The following is a 15,634-nucleotide window of genomic DNA, read 5'->3' as shown; positions in this document are numbered from 1 at the left end:
CGTAAAGCTTTAAAGGTTTGAAGAATGGCCTCTCCTCTTGAGTATGTCGCAACGGCGCTATTTGCCATTGCCATCGTCCACACCTTCTCGGTTCCGGTATTTGCCCGCCTGGCCAATAAAGGCGGCAGCCACTCAGGGCTGTGGCACATGTTGTCCGAGGTCGAGGCCGTGTTTGGCGTCTGGGCCTGTGTGCTGGTGGCCTATATGGCCGTTTTTGTGGATTTGCAGTCCGCTATCGAGTATCTGGAAACCCGCAACTTCACCGAACCCATGTTCGTGTTCGCGATCATGGTGGTTGCCGCCAGCCGCCCGATTCTGGAACTGGTGAACAAGACGGTGGCGGTGCTGGCGCGTGCTGTGCCCGTGTCTGACAAGATCTCCACCTACTTCATCACTATGTCGGTAGTGCCTCTGGCCGGTTCCCTGATTACCGAGCCCGCTGCCATGACGTTGGCGGCGCTGCTGTTGCACAAAGCCTATTTCCGTCATCAAGGCCATGCCGGTTTCAAGTATTTGACCGTGGGCGTGCTGTTTGTGAACGTCTCTATTGGTGGCGTGCTGACTGCCTATGCAGCCCCTCCGGTCTTGATGGTGGCCAGTACCTTTGGCTGGGACACCGCCTTTATGGCGACGCATTTTGGTTGGCGTGCTGTGATGGCCGTCCTGATCAATGCCACCCTGGTCACCCTGGTTTGCCGTAAAGCCTTGATGGAAATGGGGCAGGGTATGCCTGAAACAAAACAAGCGCAGCGCCCGGTGCCCATTACCGTCATGGCCATTCACGTGGCTTTCCTGGTGGCGATTGTGCTGGGCGCGCATCACCCCATTGTGTTCATGGCTCTGCTGATGCTGTTTATTGGCTATGCCCACTCCTACAAGCATTACCAGAACCCCTTGCTGGTGCGTGAAGGCCTGATGGTCGGTTTCTTCCTGGCCGGTCTGGTGGTCCTGGGCGGTCTGCAGAAGTGGTGGCTGCAGGATCTGCTGGGCGGCTTGTCGCCCACCGTGCTGTTCTGGGGGGCGACGGCCTTGACGGCAGTAACGGATAACGCGGCACTGACCTATCTGGGCTCTCTGGTGGAAGGCACCTCGGATATCTGGCGCTATATGCTGGTGGCCGGTGCGGTTACGGGCGGTGGTCTGACCGTGATTGCCAACGCGCCCAACCCCGCCGGTTTCTCCATTCTGAAAGGCAGCTTCCCGGATGGTGCGATCTCGCCTCTGCGTTTGCTGCTCAGTGCCATGGTGCCAACCCTGGTCGCAGCCTGCCTGTTTTTGATCTGAACCGGATGGCCGCCAGGGGCGGCCTGTCTGGCCGGGGCGAAGTTCAGTGCGATTGAACGCCAAAAGGGCTAAAATCACGGCAGAAGCGCCCCTGGGAACCCTTTGCGGTTGCTGATTGAGCGGGTCTCCGGCTTGAATTTGCTGGTTTCGACCCTACTTATTTGTATCTCGAAGTTTGTTTCGGCTTTTTGTTAGGGTGAGTCGTGCCTATCTATGCGTATAAATGCAGCTCGTGCCAATACGAAAAAGATGTGCTGCAAAAAATGTCGGACCCCGTTTTGGAGGTTTGTCCAGAATGTAACCAGCCTACCTTTACCAAACAGGTAACGGCGGCCGGATTCCAGCTCAAGGGTACGGGCTGGTATGTAACGGATTTTCGTAACCAGGGTGGCAGCAAGCCCGCGGACAGTGGCGCTACGTCCACACCCGCGCCTGCGACGACACCTTCTTCCTCATCGTCCAGCTAACACCATTTCTTATGCGCCCCTTCAAGCGTTATTTCGTCACTGGCCTGCTCATCTGGGTGCCCTTGGTCATCACCGTCTGGGTGCTGACCTTGCTGATCGAAACGCTGGAGAGCGTAGTGCCGGAGTTTCTGTCTTCGCAGGCCCTGTTCGGCCTGCGGATTCCTGGCTTTAGAATTGTGCTGGTGCTGGCTGTCTTGTTTGGTACGGGTTTGCTGGCGGCCAATTACCTGGGCCGTGCCGTTGTGGATCGTTGGGAATTGCTACTTGGGCGTATTCCTTTGGTGCGTTCCATTTATAATTCCGTCAAACAAGTCAGTGATACGGTGTTGGCACCCGATGGTCAGGCGTTTCGCGAGGCCGTTCTGGTGCAGTATCCCAGGGCCGGTTCCTGGACCATTGCCTTTTTGACCGGCACGCCGGGCGGACAAGTGGCGCAGATTCTGGGAGAGGACTTTGTCAGCGTCTACGTGCCCACCACGCCCAACCCGACTTCCGGTTTTTTCCTGATGATGCCTCGGGCGGATGTACACAAGCTCGACATGACAGTGGATGCGGCGCTTAAATACATCGTATCCATGGGAGTGGTCAGCCCTACCGAGCCGATCGCTTTGCCCCCTGTTTCTGACCAGCCGGAGGGTCCCAAAGGGACACCCCCCTTGGCTGGAACCTGAATTTTCCAATTTGCAGTTTTTACTATTTCGGAGTCATCCTAGATGCGTACGTGTTATACCGGCGAGGTTTCCAAAGAATACCTGGGCCAGACGGTCAATTTGTTTGGCTGGGTACATCGTCGCCGCGACCACGGGGGTGTGATTTTCATTGATCTGCGCGACCGTGAGGGTCTGGCGCAGGTTGTCGTCAACCCTGACAACGTTCAGGCCTTTGAAGTGGCCGAACGTATCCGTAATGAGTACTGCCTGCGCATTACCGGCCGCGTTCAGGCTCGTCCTGAAGGCACGGTCAATCCTGATCTGCGTTCGGGCGAGATTGAAATCGTTTGCGACGAAATCGAAATCCTGAACGCTTCGGTCACGCCTGCTTTCCAGCTGGATGATGACAATCTGTCCGAAACCACGCGTCTGACGCACCGTGTGCTGGATTTGCGCCGTCCGCAGATGCAGAACAACCTGATGCTGCGCTACAAAGTGGCCATGCAATCCCGTCGCTACCTGGACGACCTGGGTTTCATTGATATTGAAACCCCCATGTTGACCAAGAGCACCCCTGAAGGCGCTCGCGACTACCTGGTTCCCTCGCGTGTGAACGCAGGCGAATTCTTTGCATTGCCCCAGTCGCCCCAGCTGTTCAAGCAGATGCTGATGGTGTCGGGCTTTGACCGTTACTACCAGATCACCAAGTGCTTCCGCGACGAAGACTTGCGTGCTGACCGCCAGCCTGAATTTACCCAGATCGACTGCGAAACCTCTTTCCTGAACGAAGAGCAGATTCGCGATATTTTTGAAGGCATGGTCACGCACATTTTCCGCACTGTGCAAAACGTGGAACTGCCCAAGTTCCCCACCATGAGCTGGACTGAGGCCATGCAGCGCTACGGTTCGGACAAGCCTGACCTGCGCGTCAAGCTGGAGTTCGTGGACGTGGCTGACCTGATGCGTGAAGTGGACTTCAAGGTCTTCTCCGCACCGGCCAACGACCCCTCCTGCCGCGTGGTTGCTCTGCGCATTCCTGGTGGTGGCGCCATGCCACGTAGCGAAATCGACGCATACACCAAGTTCGTCGGCATCTACGGTGCCAAGGGGCTGGCTTACATCAAGGTCAACGATGTGACCTCAATCCCTGAAGGTCTGCAGTCGCCTATCGTCAAGAACATCAATGTTGAGGTTCTGAAACAGGTGATGGAGCGCACGGGCGCCCAGAACGGCGACCTGATCTTCTTTGGTGCTGACAAGGCCAAGATCGTGAACGATGCGATTGGTGCCCTGCGTATCAAGATCGGTCACAGCGAATTCGGTAAGGCGAACGGTCTGGTTGAAGAAGGTTGGAAACCCCTGTGGGTGGTGGACTTCCCCATGTTCGAATACGACGAGGGCGAAAACCGCTACTTTGCAGCTCACCACCCCTTCACCAGCCCCAAAGACGGCCACGAAGACCTGCTGGAAACAGATCCTGGCAAGGCCTTTGCCAAGGCTTACGACATGGTGCTGAACGGTTGGGAAGTGGGTGGCGGCTCGGTCCGTATCCACCGTGCTGACGTTCAAAGCAAAGTGTTCAATGCCTTGAAGATCGGCCCTGAAGAAGCACAACTGAAGTTCGGCTTCCTGCTGGATGCGCTGCAATACGGCGCACCTCCACACGGTGGTCTGGCTATGGGTCTGGATCGTCTGGTCACCCTGATGGCCGGTGCCGATTCGATCCGTGACGTGATTGCTTTCCCCAAGACACAGCGTGCTCAGTGTCTGCTCACCCAGGCCCCATCGGCTGTGGACGAGCAGCAGCTGCGCGAGTTGCATATTCGTCTGCGGGCTGTTGAAAACAAGTAAGTCAGAACGGGGGACGGCGTGTCAGTGATTCGGGTAGTTAGCTACAACATTCACAAAGGCCGCTCGGCTTCGGGCAAACGGGAGTCTTTGGCGGATCTGCGCCTGGGACTTTACGGCCTGTCTCCCGACTTGTTGTTCTTGCAGGAAGTGCAGGGGCGTAACCAGCTGCAAGGCAGTCTGGACGCCCAGCACGAATCCCTGGCCGCTGCCTTGCGCATGAATACGGCTTACGGCTGCAACGTGGTTCGCCCTCATACGGACCACGGCAACGCCTTGCTGTCGCGCTTTCCCATTCTGCAGTACGAAAACCAGGACATTTCCGACCATCGTATGGAGCAGCGCGGTTTGCTTCATGCCGTCATTGATGTCGATGGCCGTCCGGTGCATTGCATTGTGGTGCACCTGGGATTGTTCAACAGCGGCCGAGTTCGTCAGGTTCAGGCCTTGCTCGATCGCATCAAGCGCATTGTCCCTGCGGACGAGCCCTTGCTGATTGCAGGCGACTTCAACGACTGGAATAACCGCCTGGCACCCATCTTTGTGCAGCAGCTGAATCTGTACGAGGTATTTTCGTTCTCGCCTCGTGGTCAGGCCGATAACCGTTTCCGACTGCGTCAGCCCATCAAATGGCTGCGTACCATGCGCAAAAGCGGGCTGGTCGTGCCGGATCAAGGCATTCAGCTGGGCGTGAACGGTGCCGCACGCATGACGCCACCGCCTCGTACCTTCCCCGCGGCATTTCCCTGGCTACGTCTGGATCGCGTCTACCAGCGTGGTTTTGCAGTGCGTAATGCCCGTGTACTGGTGGGAGACCCCTGGAAACAGTTGTCCGACCATGCCCCCATCCTGACCGAGCTGGAGCTGCCGTAAAGGGGCGTTCAGTGGTTTCTTAACGCATAGGCCTAGCAAGCATGCCGAGTCTGAAGCGCGATCCACTATGGCACGAAGGTAATCAAATCACCTTGCTGCAAAACGGCCAGGAGTTCTTTCCGGCCATTTGCGAAGCTATCGATCAGGCGAAAAAGCGTCTGCATCTGGAAACCTATATCTTCAACCTGGATGACAGCGGTCACAGCGTTCTGGACGCCTTGCGACGAGCCTGTGAGCGGGGTGTACGCGTACGTGTGGTGATTGATGGCTTTGGCAGTGATGTGCATGCCTTGCAGATTGCCGAGCAGTTGAAGGCCATGCGTGCCCGCTACCGGATTTATCGCCCCAAACCCCAAGGGTGGCGCGAACCGCGCTTGTCCTTGCGACGTTTGCGCAGACTGCACCGGAAAATGCTGGTGGTCGATGAGCGCATTGGATTTGTGGGGGGCATCAATATTCTGGACGACTTTGATGAGGTGCCCCTGATCAATGGACAGGGCAGGCCGCGCTTTGATTTTGCTGTACGCTGCGAAGGGCCCATTGTCGACGATATGGTGCGTGCTCAGCAGGCTTTATGGCTGCGCATGGCCTGGCGCAGACGCAAGGATTGGGACAGCTTCACCCAGCGCTTTACCCTGTGGCGTGAATGGCGCAAGCGGCGTCAGGCGCGCAAGAAGGCGGAGCAGGCCGGGCAGGTTTTTGAAGGAGTACGGGCCTGCTTGCTGCTGCGGGACAATGTGCGCCATCGGCAGCAGATTGAGCAGGCGTATCTGCACTTGCTCGGCAAAGCGCAGGAGCAGGTGGTGCTGGCCAATGCCTATTTCTTTCCGGGCCGTACCTTGCGTCGCCGTATCGAACAGACGGCGGAACGAGGCGTGCGGGTGCGTTTGTTGCTGCAAGGCCATGCCGAATACTTCCTGCAATATCGGGCCTGTAGATTCATGTACGGGAAGTTGCTGGATCATGGCATCGAACTGTACGAGTACAAGGCCAGCTATTTACACGCTAAAGTCGCCGTTATCGACGATTACTCCATGGTGGGCTCGTCCAATCTGGACCCGTTCAGTCTGCTGTTGGCGCGCGAGGCTAATGTGCTGATTCAGGATGTGCCTTTCACCCAGGACCTGCAGGCCAAGCTGGAGTACGAGATCGAGCATAATGCAGCGCGCGTCTACCCGGAGCAGTATCAGCGGCTGGGTTTGTTCAGTCGACTGGGCGATTATCTGGCTTATGGCATGTTGCGCCTGGGCGTGCTGCTGACGGGTAAATCGTCCTTGTATTGATGCCTGCCAGGTGATTTGTACGGGTCTTTACCCATACAAGGTGCCGCCAGCCGGGCAGCGCCTTATAAAATACTCTCTATACTTTAAGAGTTTGGTCCCGAAGGACCGAGTTTGCCGTAACCATAATTACTTTTACCCGGAGGGTGGACCACATGAAAACACGTGCAGCTGTTGCCTGGAAAGCGGGCGCTCCGCTAACGATTGAAGAGGTCGATCTGGCAGGTCCCAAAGCGGGCGAAGTGCTGGTCGAAATCAAGGCGACGGGCATTTGCCATACCGATTACTACACCTTGTCCGGTGCTGATCCAGAAGGTTTGTTCCCAGCGATTCTGGGCCATGAAGGTGCAGGCGTGGTGCTGGATGTAGGTGCTGGCGTGACTAGCCTGCGTCCCGGCGATCACGTGATCCCTCTGTACACGCCCGAGTGCCGCCAGTGCAAATCCTGCCTGTCGCGCAAGACCAACCTGTGTACCGCGATCCGTTCGACTCAGGGCAAGGGCCTGATGCCCGATGGCACCTCGCGTTTCTCCATTGGCGGCAAGCCAGTGCACCACTACATGGGCACATCGACTTTCGCTAACCACATCGTGGTGCCGGAAATTGCCTTGGCCAAGATTCGTAACGATGCACCTTTCGACAAGGTGTGCTACATCGGCTGTGGCGTGACTACCGGTTTGGGCGCTGTGCTGTTCACCGCCAAGGTGGAAGCGGGCGCTAACGTGGTGGTGTTCGGTTTGGGCGGTATTGGCCTGAACGTGATCCAGGGCGCCAAGATGGTCGGCGCTGGCAAGATCATCGGAGTGGACATCAACCCCGAGCGCGAAGCCATGGCTCGCCAGTTTGGCATGACCGATTTCGTGAACCCCAATGAGGTTGAAAACGTGGTCGATCACATTATTCAACTGACTGACGGCGGCGCGGATTACTCCTTCGAATGTATCGGCAACACCAAGGTGATGCGTCAGGCACTGGAGTGCTGCCACCGCGGCTGGGGCCAGTCCATCATTATTGGTGTGGCCGAAGCCGGTGCCGAAATCTCCACCCGACCGTTCCAGCTGGTCACAGGTCGCGAATGGAAGGGCTCTGCCTTTGGTGGCGCTCGTGGCCGTACCGACGTCCCGACCATTGTGGACTGGTACATGGATGGCAAGATCAATATCGACGATCTGATCACCCACACCTTGCCGCTGGAGCGCATCAACGAAGGCTTTGACCTGATGAATGCCGGTAAATCCATCCGTTCGGTGGTGATGTACTGATAGACGTCGCTTGAGAAGGGCGCAGGCAGTCGCCTGCACTCTTTATCCCGGTTTCAGAGCTCGTATGCTGCCCTTGGGCGTGCCACGGGCTTTGGGCCGGATCTGCAATTGAGAACACGAGGGGGCTATGACTCAGACACTGGAACTGCTCAACGAACACCGCTGTTTTAATGGTTGGCAGCGCTACTACCAACACGCTTCGCAGACAATTGGCCTGCCCATGCGTTTTTCTGTGTACATGCCGCCGCAACTACAGGCCAGCGCTCAGAAAGGGGCTGCCAGCCTGGCAGAGGCTATCGGGCAAGGCCGTGTGCCTGTGCTGTTTTTTCTGGCCGGCCTGACCTGCACGGAAGAAACCTTCATGATCAAGGCCGGTGCCCAGCGTTACGCTGCCGAGCACGGCATCATGCTGGTCACTCCTGATACCAGCCCGCGTGGTGCTGGCGTGGACGGGGAGGACGATGGCTGGGATCTGGGAACCGGTGCCGGTTTCTATCTGGATGCCACTGAGCCCGGCTGGAGCAAGAATTACCGCATGGAAAGCTATGTGACCCAGGAGCTGTTTGATCTGGTCACGACCATCTTGCCCGGCGACGCCCGCCGTGTCGGTATCTTTGGTCACTCCATGGGCGGGCACGGTGCCTTGACGCTGGCTTTGCGCCACCCTGGCAAGTACCGCTCCGTGTCGGCCTTTGCGCCCATTGCGGCGCCGACCCGCTGCCCTTGGGGCGAAAAGGCCTTTGGTGCCTATTTGGGTCAGGATCGCCAGGCTTGGGAACAACACGACGCCAGTGCCCTGATGGCCAAGACCAGTACGCCGTATCCTGCCGGTATCTTGGTGGACCAGGGCTTGAGCGATGCCTTTCTGGCCGAACAACTGTATCCGGAAGTATTCGAGCAGGCGTGCGAGCAGGCCAAACAGCCTTTGACCCTGCGCCGTCACGACGGCTATGACCACGGCTACTATTTCATCTCGACCTTCATTCAGGACCATCTGAATTTCCACGCCGAGCGACTGTGATCGCTGGATAAACAAGGTCGCACTTTGTTATTTTCAGGTGGGCGTTAAAGCGTTACTCTCAGGCAGCCACGGTTTTTTGCCTGTTTGTGGCGTCCTGCCCACCGATTTGCCGCAGTTTTCCCTCAAGTAGTGAACTTTTTCTTGCTGCGACGCTCTTATTCCTGTACTCGAAATTTTTAGCACTCCAGACCATCGAGTGCTAAACTCAATGATTGTTGAAATACGTTTTCTGCGGTTTGAGAGCCTTGTTTAGTGCTCTCGCCGGCTGACTTTTGAAGGATTTTCCATGACACAACAAGCGAACGCTTTGGCCCTGACGTCTGGTAATGAACTCGTCGCCGCCGTGTCTAATCCAGGCGCACTGGGGACGATCGAAGCGTATATTTCTGCTGTTAACCGCCTGCCCATGCTCAGCGCCGAACGCGAAACCGAGCTGGGTCAGCGCCTGCGCGACCAGGATGACCTGGATGCTGCGCGTGAACTGATTTTGTCGCACCTGCGTCTGGTGGTCTCCATTGCCCGCCAGTACCTGGGTTACGGCTTGCCGCATGCCGACCTGATTCAGGAAGGTAACGTGGGCCTGATGAAGGCCGTCAAACGCTTTGACCCCGATCGCGGTGTACGTCTGGTGTCCTTTGCCGTGCACTGGATCAAGGCCGAGATCCACGAATATGTCGTGCGCAACTGGCGCATGGTGAAAGTGGCCACCACCAAGGCCCAACGCAAACTGTTTTTCAATCTGCGCCGCATGCGTCCGGACGGTCAAACGCTGGATACGGCCCAGGTAGACGCGATTGCACGTGAACTCGATGTGCGTCCTCAGGACGTCAGCGAGATGGAAGTGCGTCTGTCCGGTCACGATATGGCCCTGGAAGCCCCGGCCAACGACGACGATGACAATTTCGCGCCTATCTCCTACCTGTCCGATGAAGGACACGAGGAACCCACACGCGTGCTGGAGCGTCGTGCCCAGGATATGCTGGAAGGCAGCGGCCTGGAAGAAGCGATCGACACGCTGGACGAGCGTTCGCAGCGCATTGTGCGCGCCCGCTGGTTGCAGGACGATGGCGGTGCCACCTTGCACGATCTGGCCGCCGAATTCGGCGTGTCGGCAGAGCGTATCCGTCAGATCGAAGTGGCGGCGTTCAAGAAGCTGCGCGTCGCCTTGGCGCCTGCGGCTTGAGTCGTTTTAAAGAGTTACAACTTTTCGGGGGAATCCGAAGAACTTAAGCTGATTTTCGCGGACTAAACAATACATTTGCTGATTTTTGCCACCTATGCAATTCGGCATTTGCGCATCCGCTTCGGCTTCTCCTCTTCCCCTCCCTTTTGAAGCGGATGTTTACGGGACACCAGCTAGGTGTCCCTTTTTTTTGTCCTGATTTTTCAGCTGTTTTGCCTGCCGAGTCAGCCCGACCCAGTAGGCAAAATCGATCAGAAGGTCAACGCGGCACGCAGCCAGACGGTGCGGCCAGGATCATTAAAGCGGCTTGCTGCGCCAAAACCAAAACCACTGTTCCCGGCCAGATTCAGGTGTTCGCCGTAAGTCTTGTCGAACACATTATCCACACCGGCAGTCAGGGACAGATTGCGGTTGATCTTGTAGCCGCCATACAGCGACAAGGTACTGAAACCACCTGTAGGCCCGAAGTCGTAACCCACCACATTCCCTTGTCCCTGCGAATAGCGATTTTGCTTGGCCACAATGCGCCAGACACCGCCGGCAGACCAGGGGCCTTGCACATAATCCGCTGTCAGGCGCAGATCGAGCGGGGGCATTTGCGGCAGGGCTCGGCCATCCGTACTGTTACGGCCCCAGGCGTAGGCCAGGCTGCCGCCCAAAGTCCAGTTGGGCGTCGCTTTCCAGTCCGCACCCAATTCGCCACCCATGATGCGGGCCTTGACGTTTCTGGCCTGGGTTTTCATGCCCATCATGCCACCGGGCAGGTAGTCGAACAGGATGTAATCCTGGATCTGGCCAATATAGGCAGAGGCCCAGGCCGAGACCGTTTCATCCTTGTACTGAGCACCAAAATCCAGCTGTGTGGTCTTTTCAGGCTGAATGCCCAGGAAGGCACTGGCGCTGCCTTGCGGGCCGCTGGCCGGGGAAATCAGCTCCCAGTAGTCCGGCATGCGCTGCACATGACCAATACCGGCGTACAGGCTCAAGGGCAGGGAATCCAGATCATGCTCGATACGCAGGAAGGCACTGGGCAGGGTTTCTCTACGGCGCTCGTTCGCACCGGGGTTGGGCTTGCTCATCATGCCACTACCCAGGCTGGGTCGCAGGTCGCGGGCACTGGCCCAATCCAGACGTGCGCCACCAATCAAACGGCTGGCGTCGTTCAGGTCCCAACGGGCTTCGGTGAACAGACCAATATTGTCGAACTCGGCATCTTTCACCCAATCCTGATCGCGGTAGTCCTGCATGCCCATGCCACTGCGTTTGCGATGGCGGCTGCGCATCAAATCGGCACCTGTGGTCAAGGTCAGGTCCTCGCTCAAGGCCCAGTCCATGCTTAGACGGCCACCCCAGGTCAGGCGGTCCACATTGGAGGCCATAGGCATGGACATGCCTCCTCCCGGTTTGAAGGTGCGCAGCCCGTAGTTGTCCATCACGTGATCGGCGTAGTTGTAGTAGAGCTGGGCCTCTACATTGCGCAGCACGCCTTCGTGCATATCCTTCTTGAAACGCAGACCCAAGGTTTCACGCTTGAATTTTGTGCCATCCATGCCACGACCAGCATAGCGGGCATAGCCGTCGCCTGTGCCTGCACTGAGCTCCAGCAAGGTATCGGCATCCGGCGTCAGGCCAATGGCGACGTCCGTATTCCATTTCTTCCAGCGCGAGGGCACACGTTCGCCATCACCGTCCTTGTAGTCCTGAGCGCGATCTTGATTGGCAGTCAGGCGGGCATAGTAAGAGGCATTGCCAGCCGCAAAGTCCACATTGCCTGCGTGACGGCCAGCCGAACCGCCCAGAATACTGGCGTCCAGCGTGGCGTCGTTCTCGGTAAAGCCGGGCGCTTTGCGCTCGAAGCGTACCGTTCCGGCAGAAGCACCCGGGCCCCAGCGCACGCTTTGAGGGCCCTTGATGATGGTCAGTTCATCAAAGGATTGGGGCGAAATGTAGGAGGTCGGCGCGTCCATGCGTGACGGGCAGGCACCGGGCATGGAGCTGCCATTGGTCAGCACATTCAGACGCGAGCCAAACATGCCGCGCAGCACCGGGTCCCCGTTGCTGCCACCATTACGAATGGCCGCAAAGCCAGGAATGGTTTTCAAGTAGTCCGTGCCGTCGCTGGCAGGCAAGGGCAGGCGGGGCAGTTTGGGGTTGGTGCTGAATTGCAAAGGGGATTCAGGAGCCACTCCGGTCACTACGATAGGGCTGAGTTGTTCAATAACGGTGGATTGGGCCAGGGCAATAGAAGGCACGCAGGCCAGCACACCGGCGCTGATCAGGCCGGGGTTTATTAATTTCTTCATGACTAAATTCCGAAGAGCAGCCGTCGTCCAGCGGCAAACCCGCTTGGGCGATGGCAACAAAGGAGAAAAGGCGTGGCGGCAGAGCCGAACGCGGGGAATCAGGCAGGAAGAAGAGAGGGTGGGGCGCGTTGCCCCACAGGCGGGCCACGAATAAAGGCCTGCGCCAGAGCGGGGCTAAGAGGGGGAAGCAGCAAGGGCCGGAACTGGCCCAGGCTCAAAGGCTTGACGACAGCAATCGGCGCGGGCGTCAATGCGGCTTGCAGCATGACGCAGAACGGACAGGTGGCGCTGGTGGTGGCCTCGTCCGAATGGGGCGTGGCGTCCTCGCCTAACAAGGCCGCCCAGTGCTGAATCATTTCAGGGGGCAGGCTTTGTCCTGAAGGCAGACAGAAGGCCAGCGCATACCCCTGATCGGTCTGCTTGGGCATATAGCCCGCAGGGACCATGCCGCGCAGCACCACAGCCAGCAACAACAAGCACAGGCCCAGACGATGGGGCCAGTGAGTCGCAGCGAGGAAGGTGCGCGGGAAATTCATGATGCGAAAGTATAACGAGTTATGTCAGACGTGAACTTGCGCTGGCGCAGATTTTGGCTTGCCGCCGTATCACCGTCCATTTGTGTTTCTGAATGCGGGTCCATAGGCCAAAAAACGTAAATTTTGCGAGAAAAAGATAATTCGGCGGCTGCGTGTCCGGAAAAAGGCGCTATTCTGATTCATGCGGAAAGCGGGGGGATTTTCCGTGCCGATCTGGCCTGCCCATGCCTGAATGCGTATGTACATGCCGATCGACTCAATGCCGATGACAAAGGATGTCGCGATGCAGATTGGGCAGTTTGTTTTTGGGTTGGCAGGCCTGCTGGGGCTGGTTGCCTTTATGCCGCCTTTGGCTGGACGCTTGCGACTGCCGTACTCCGTACTTCTGGCCTTGATCGGCTTTGCGCTGGGCATTTTGCTACACCTGCACGCCTGGGCGCCCAAGATGGTGTCCGACTTCCTGGATACCTTGCAGGCCTTTGACATCTCCTCCGAGACCTTTCTCTACGCTTTCCTGCCCATCCTGCTGTTCGAGACTTCGCTGGCCATGAACTTGCGCCGCCTGCTCGACGATATCGGCGCCATCTTGATGATGGCCATCGTGGCCGTAGTGGTCTGTACCTTTGCCGTTGGCTACGCCTTGAACGCGGCTTCGTCTTATGGTCTGGTGGTCTGTTTGATGTTGGGCGCGATTGTGGCCACGACGGACCCTGTGGCCGTGGTGGGCATTTTCCGTGAAGTGGGCGCACCCAAACGCTTGTCTACCTTGGTGGAAGGCGAGGCTCTGTTTAACGATGCGGCTTCCATTGCCTTGTACTCCGTGCTGTTGGCAGTCCTGACGGGGGGTGGGGAATTAAGTGGCAGCAAGGTGTTGGGCAGCTTCCTGTTCAGTTTTCTGGGCGGTGGTGTCGCGGGTTTCTTGATGGGTCGTCTGGCCAGCGGCCTGTTCGTGCTCTTGCGCGGTTGGCCGGCTGCTGAAGTCACGCTGACCATTGCCTTGGCGTACCTGGCCTTTTTTGTATCCGAGCACTATCTGGGCGTCTCCGGTGTGGTCGCCACGGTCATTTCCGGCCTGGTGGTGGGCTCGACAGGCCGCACTCGCATGTCGCCTGCGACCTTCGAGCTTTTGAGCAGCTCCTGGACTCAGATGGGTTTTCTGGCCAACTCCCTGATCTTCTTGTTTGCCGCCATGCTGATTCCACGCCTGATGGCTGAAATCACCTGGATGCAGATCGGCCTGGTGGCCTTGCTGTTTGTGGTGACCTTGCTGGCACGGGCCGTTATGGTGTTTGCCGTTCTGCCCTTGCTGGGGCGCACCCGCTTTGGCACCCGAGTCAGTCGTCCCTATCGGGTGGTGATTCTGTGGGGCGGCCTGCGTGGCGCTGTTTCCCTGGCACTGGCCCTGGCGGTTACGGAACAGCACGCCATTCCGCATGATGTGCGCCAGTTCATTGGTGTGGCCACCACGGGCTTTGTGTTGCTGACCCTGTTTGTGAACGGGATCAGTTTACGCCCCTTGATTCGTCGTTTAGGCCTGAATCAGCTGACACCGCTGGAACGGCATTTGCGCGATCAGGCTGTGAGCTTGGCCTTGGAAGAGCTGCGCGACAAGACCGAAGAACTGGGTCGGCAAGAGCAGATCAAGCCACAGGTCATCGAGCGCCTGTGTACGGTGTTCGATGCCAGTCAGGCCGGTGTGGCCTCCGGCCAGATCCAAAGCCTGACCGAAGCACAGAAAGTAAAAATGGGGATGGCGATTCTGTCGGCCCGCGAGGTGGAGCTGTTTTACGAACTGCTGAAATCGCAGATTGTGGATTGGAAGACAGCCGAGTCCTTGTTGAGCCGCGCCGAACGCATGAATGATACGGTGCGTCTGGCTGGCTTGGCCGGTTTCGAGGCCGCCATTGCCAATGATTTGCGCTATTCTCGAGGTTTCCGGTCTGCTTTGCGCTTGCACTATCTGTTTGGCCTGCAAGGCTGGCTGGTGCGGGAACTGGACAAGCGTTTCTCGAACCTGATCGCCAAGCGCTCGGTGGCCCAGCGTCTGATACGCTTTGCCGAAACCGAGCTGGCTCCTTTACTGGGACAACAGGCTACGGGCACGATTGTGCAGGCTCACAAGTTGCGTCTGTCTCAACTGGAAGACGCTTTGCATTCCTTGACGCTGCAATACCCGGTGTTCGCGCAGTGGCTGCAAGAGTCCTATTTGGCGCGCGTCGCCGCTTCGCAAGAACGCGCCCACTACCGCACCATGTTGTCCCACTCTCTGATTACCAGCGAGATGTACGCTGATCTGGTCAAGCAGATCACACAACGCTGGCGTTATCTGGACGAGCGTCCCACGCTGGACATGACCATGAGCGCCATGGAACTGATTGCCCAGGTACCCATGTTCGATGGCATTTCCGAGCAAGCCAAGAAGGAGCTGGCGCGACGTTTACGCCCACGTCTGGCGCTGCCAGACCAGAAAATTCATCTTCGTTATGGTGGCATGCGTGTCATGTTCTTTGTGGCGTCCGGGGCGCTGGAGCTGACTTTGCCTGATGGTAGCCTGGTGGAACTGGGGACAGGGCAAACGATTGGTGAAGTCAATGTCGTGGAACATAGCGACCACGTTGGTGAAGTGCGCTCCCTGGGCTATAGCCGCTTGCTGATGCTGACTGAGCGTGATTTCGATACCTTGCGCGGCAAAGATCCCATCTTCAGTGAAAAGATCGAGGCCGTGGTGCGACAGCGCCAACGCGCGTATCAAGTGTGGCAGGAGTTCGAGTCCGGCCAACGCCAACATGAGGAACTGCCACCGCTGTTTGGTTTGGCTCATGCCTTGAGCGAGGCAGAAAGTTTTGTCGGCCCGCCTTTACCCCCGGACTGGGTACGACAGGCGCAGCCCCCCGAGGGACAGGCATAAAAAAAAGCGAGCCGATCAC

12 protein-coding genes are annotated in these 15,634 nt (G+C 57.8%); 10 read left to right on the top strand and 2 right to left on the bottom strand.

The window, feature by feature from the left end; all coding sequences use genetic code 11:
* The first annotated feature begins 24 nt into the window (after positions 1-24).
* From WFM49_RS13030 to rpoH, 9 genes are all read left to right on the top strand, one after another.
* Positions 25-1,284, top strand: coding sequence for a putative Na+/H+ antiporter (locus WFM49_RS13030; RefSeq protein WP_009457459.1), 1,260 nt, complete (start codon positions 25-27; stop codon positions 1,282-1,284).
* 263 nt (positions 1,285-1,547) lie between these two features.
* Positions 1,548-1,751, top strand: a complete 204-nt coding sequence (locus WFM49_RS13025) for an FmdB family zinc ribbon protein (RefSeq protein ID WP_371478382.1) — start codon at positions 1,548-1,550, stop codon at positions 1,749-1,751.
* A gap of 11 nt (positions 1,752-1,762) precedes the next feature.
* Positions 1,763-2,422 carry a DUF502 domain-containing protein gene (locus WFM49_RS13020; protein ID WP_009457462.1) on the top strand — a complete coding sequence of 220 codons (660 nt, stop codon included), beginning with the start codon at positions 1,763-1,765 and terminating at the stop codon, positions 2,420-2,422.
* 42 nt (positions 2,423-2,464) lie between these two features.
* Positions 2,465-4,252, top strand: coding sequence for an aspartate--tRNA ligase (gene aspS / locus WFM49_RS13015; RefSeq protein WP_009457464.1), 1,788 nt, complete (start codon positions 2,465-2,467; stop codon positions 4,250-4,252).
* Positions 4,253-4,270: 18 nt separating this feature from the next.
* A complete protein-coding gene (locus WFM49_RS13010; protein WP_009457467.1) occupies positions 4,271-5,122 on the top strand; it encodes an endonuclease/exonuclease/phosphatase family protein in 852 nt (283 codons plus the stop codon).
* 41 nt (positions 5,123-5,163) lie between these two features.
* Complete coding sequence (clsB, locus tag WFM49_RS13005) at positions 5,164-6,405, top strand: cardiolipin synthase ClsB (protein WP_035269720.1); 1,242 nt, start codon at positions 5,164-5,166, stop codon at positions 6,403-6,405.
* Positions 6,406-6,557: 152 nt separating this feature from the next.
* Positions 6,558-7,664, top strand: coding sequence for an S-(hydroxymethyl)glutathione dehydrogenase/class III alcohol dehydrogenase (locus WFM49_RS13000; protein WP_022983664.1), 1,107 nt, complete (start codon positions 6,558-6,560; stop codon positions 7,662-7,664).
* A 127-nt stretch (positions 7,665-7,791) separates the two neighbouring features.
* Positions 7,792-8,685 (top strand): S-formylglutathione hydrolase, encoded by an 894-nt coding sequence (fghA, locus tag WFM49_RS12995; protein ID WP_009457471.1) that lies wholly within the window; start codon positions 7,792-7,794, stop codon positions 8,683-8,685.
* A 286-nt stretch (positions 8,686-8,971) separates the two neighbouring features.
* A complete protein-coding gene (gene rpoH, locus WFM49_RS12990; protein WP_009457472.1) occupies positions 8,972-9,868 on the top strand; it encodes an RNA polymerase sigma factor RpoH in 897 nt (298 codons plus the stop codon).
* Positions 9,869-10,119: 251 nt separating this feature from the next.
* Here the strand turns inward: rpoH and WFM49_RS12985 are convergent, their stop codons facing one another.
* The gene (locus WFM49_RS12985) at positions 10,120-12,171 is read right to left on the bottom strand and encodes a TonB-dependent copper receptor (protein ID WP_009457474.1); all 2,052 of its coding nucleotides are present in this window, start codon (positions 12,169-12,171) and stop codon (positions 10,120-10,122) included.
* 98 nt (positions 12,172-12,269) lie between these two features.
* The gene (locus WFM49_RS12980) at positions 12,270-12,707 is read right to left on the bottom strand and encodes a DUF2946 family protein (RefSeq protein ID WP_336973628.1); all 438 of its coding nucleotides are present in this window, start codon (positions 12,705-12,707) and stop codon (positions 12,270-12,272) included.
* Positions 12,708-12,990: 283 nt separating this feature from the next.
* On the opposite strand from WFM49_RS12980, the gene WFM49_RS12975 reads away from it, so the two are divergent.
* Positions 12,991-15,615 carry a cation:proton antiporter gene (locus tag WFM49_RS12975; RefSeq protein ID WP_022983663.1) on the top strand — a complete coding sequence of 875 codons (2,625 nt, stop codon included), beginning with the start codon at positions 12,991-12,993 and terminating at the stop codon, positions 15,613-15,615.
* Positions 15,616-15,634 lie beyond the last annotated feature (19 nt).

Source organism: Alcaligenes sp. PF14, from assembly GCF_037150615.1.
Lineage (GTDB): Bacteria > Pseudomonadota > Gammaproteobacteria > Burkholderiales > Burkholderiaceae_B > Alcaligenes > Alcaligenes phenolicus.
Note: the sequence above shows the minus strand (reverse complement) of the source record. Positions and strands in the feature narration are given on the sequence as shown.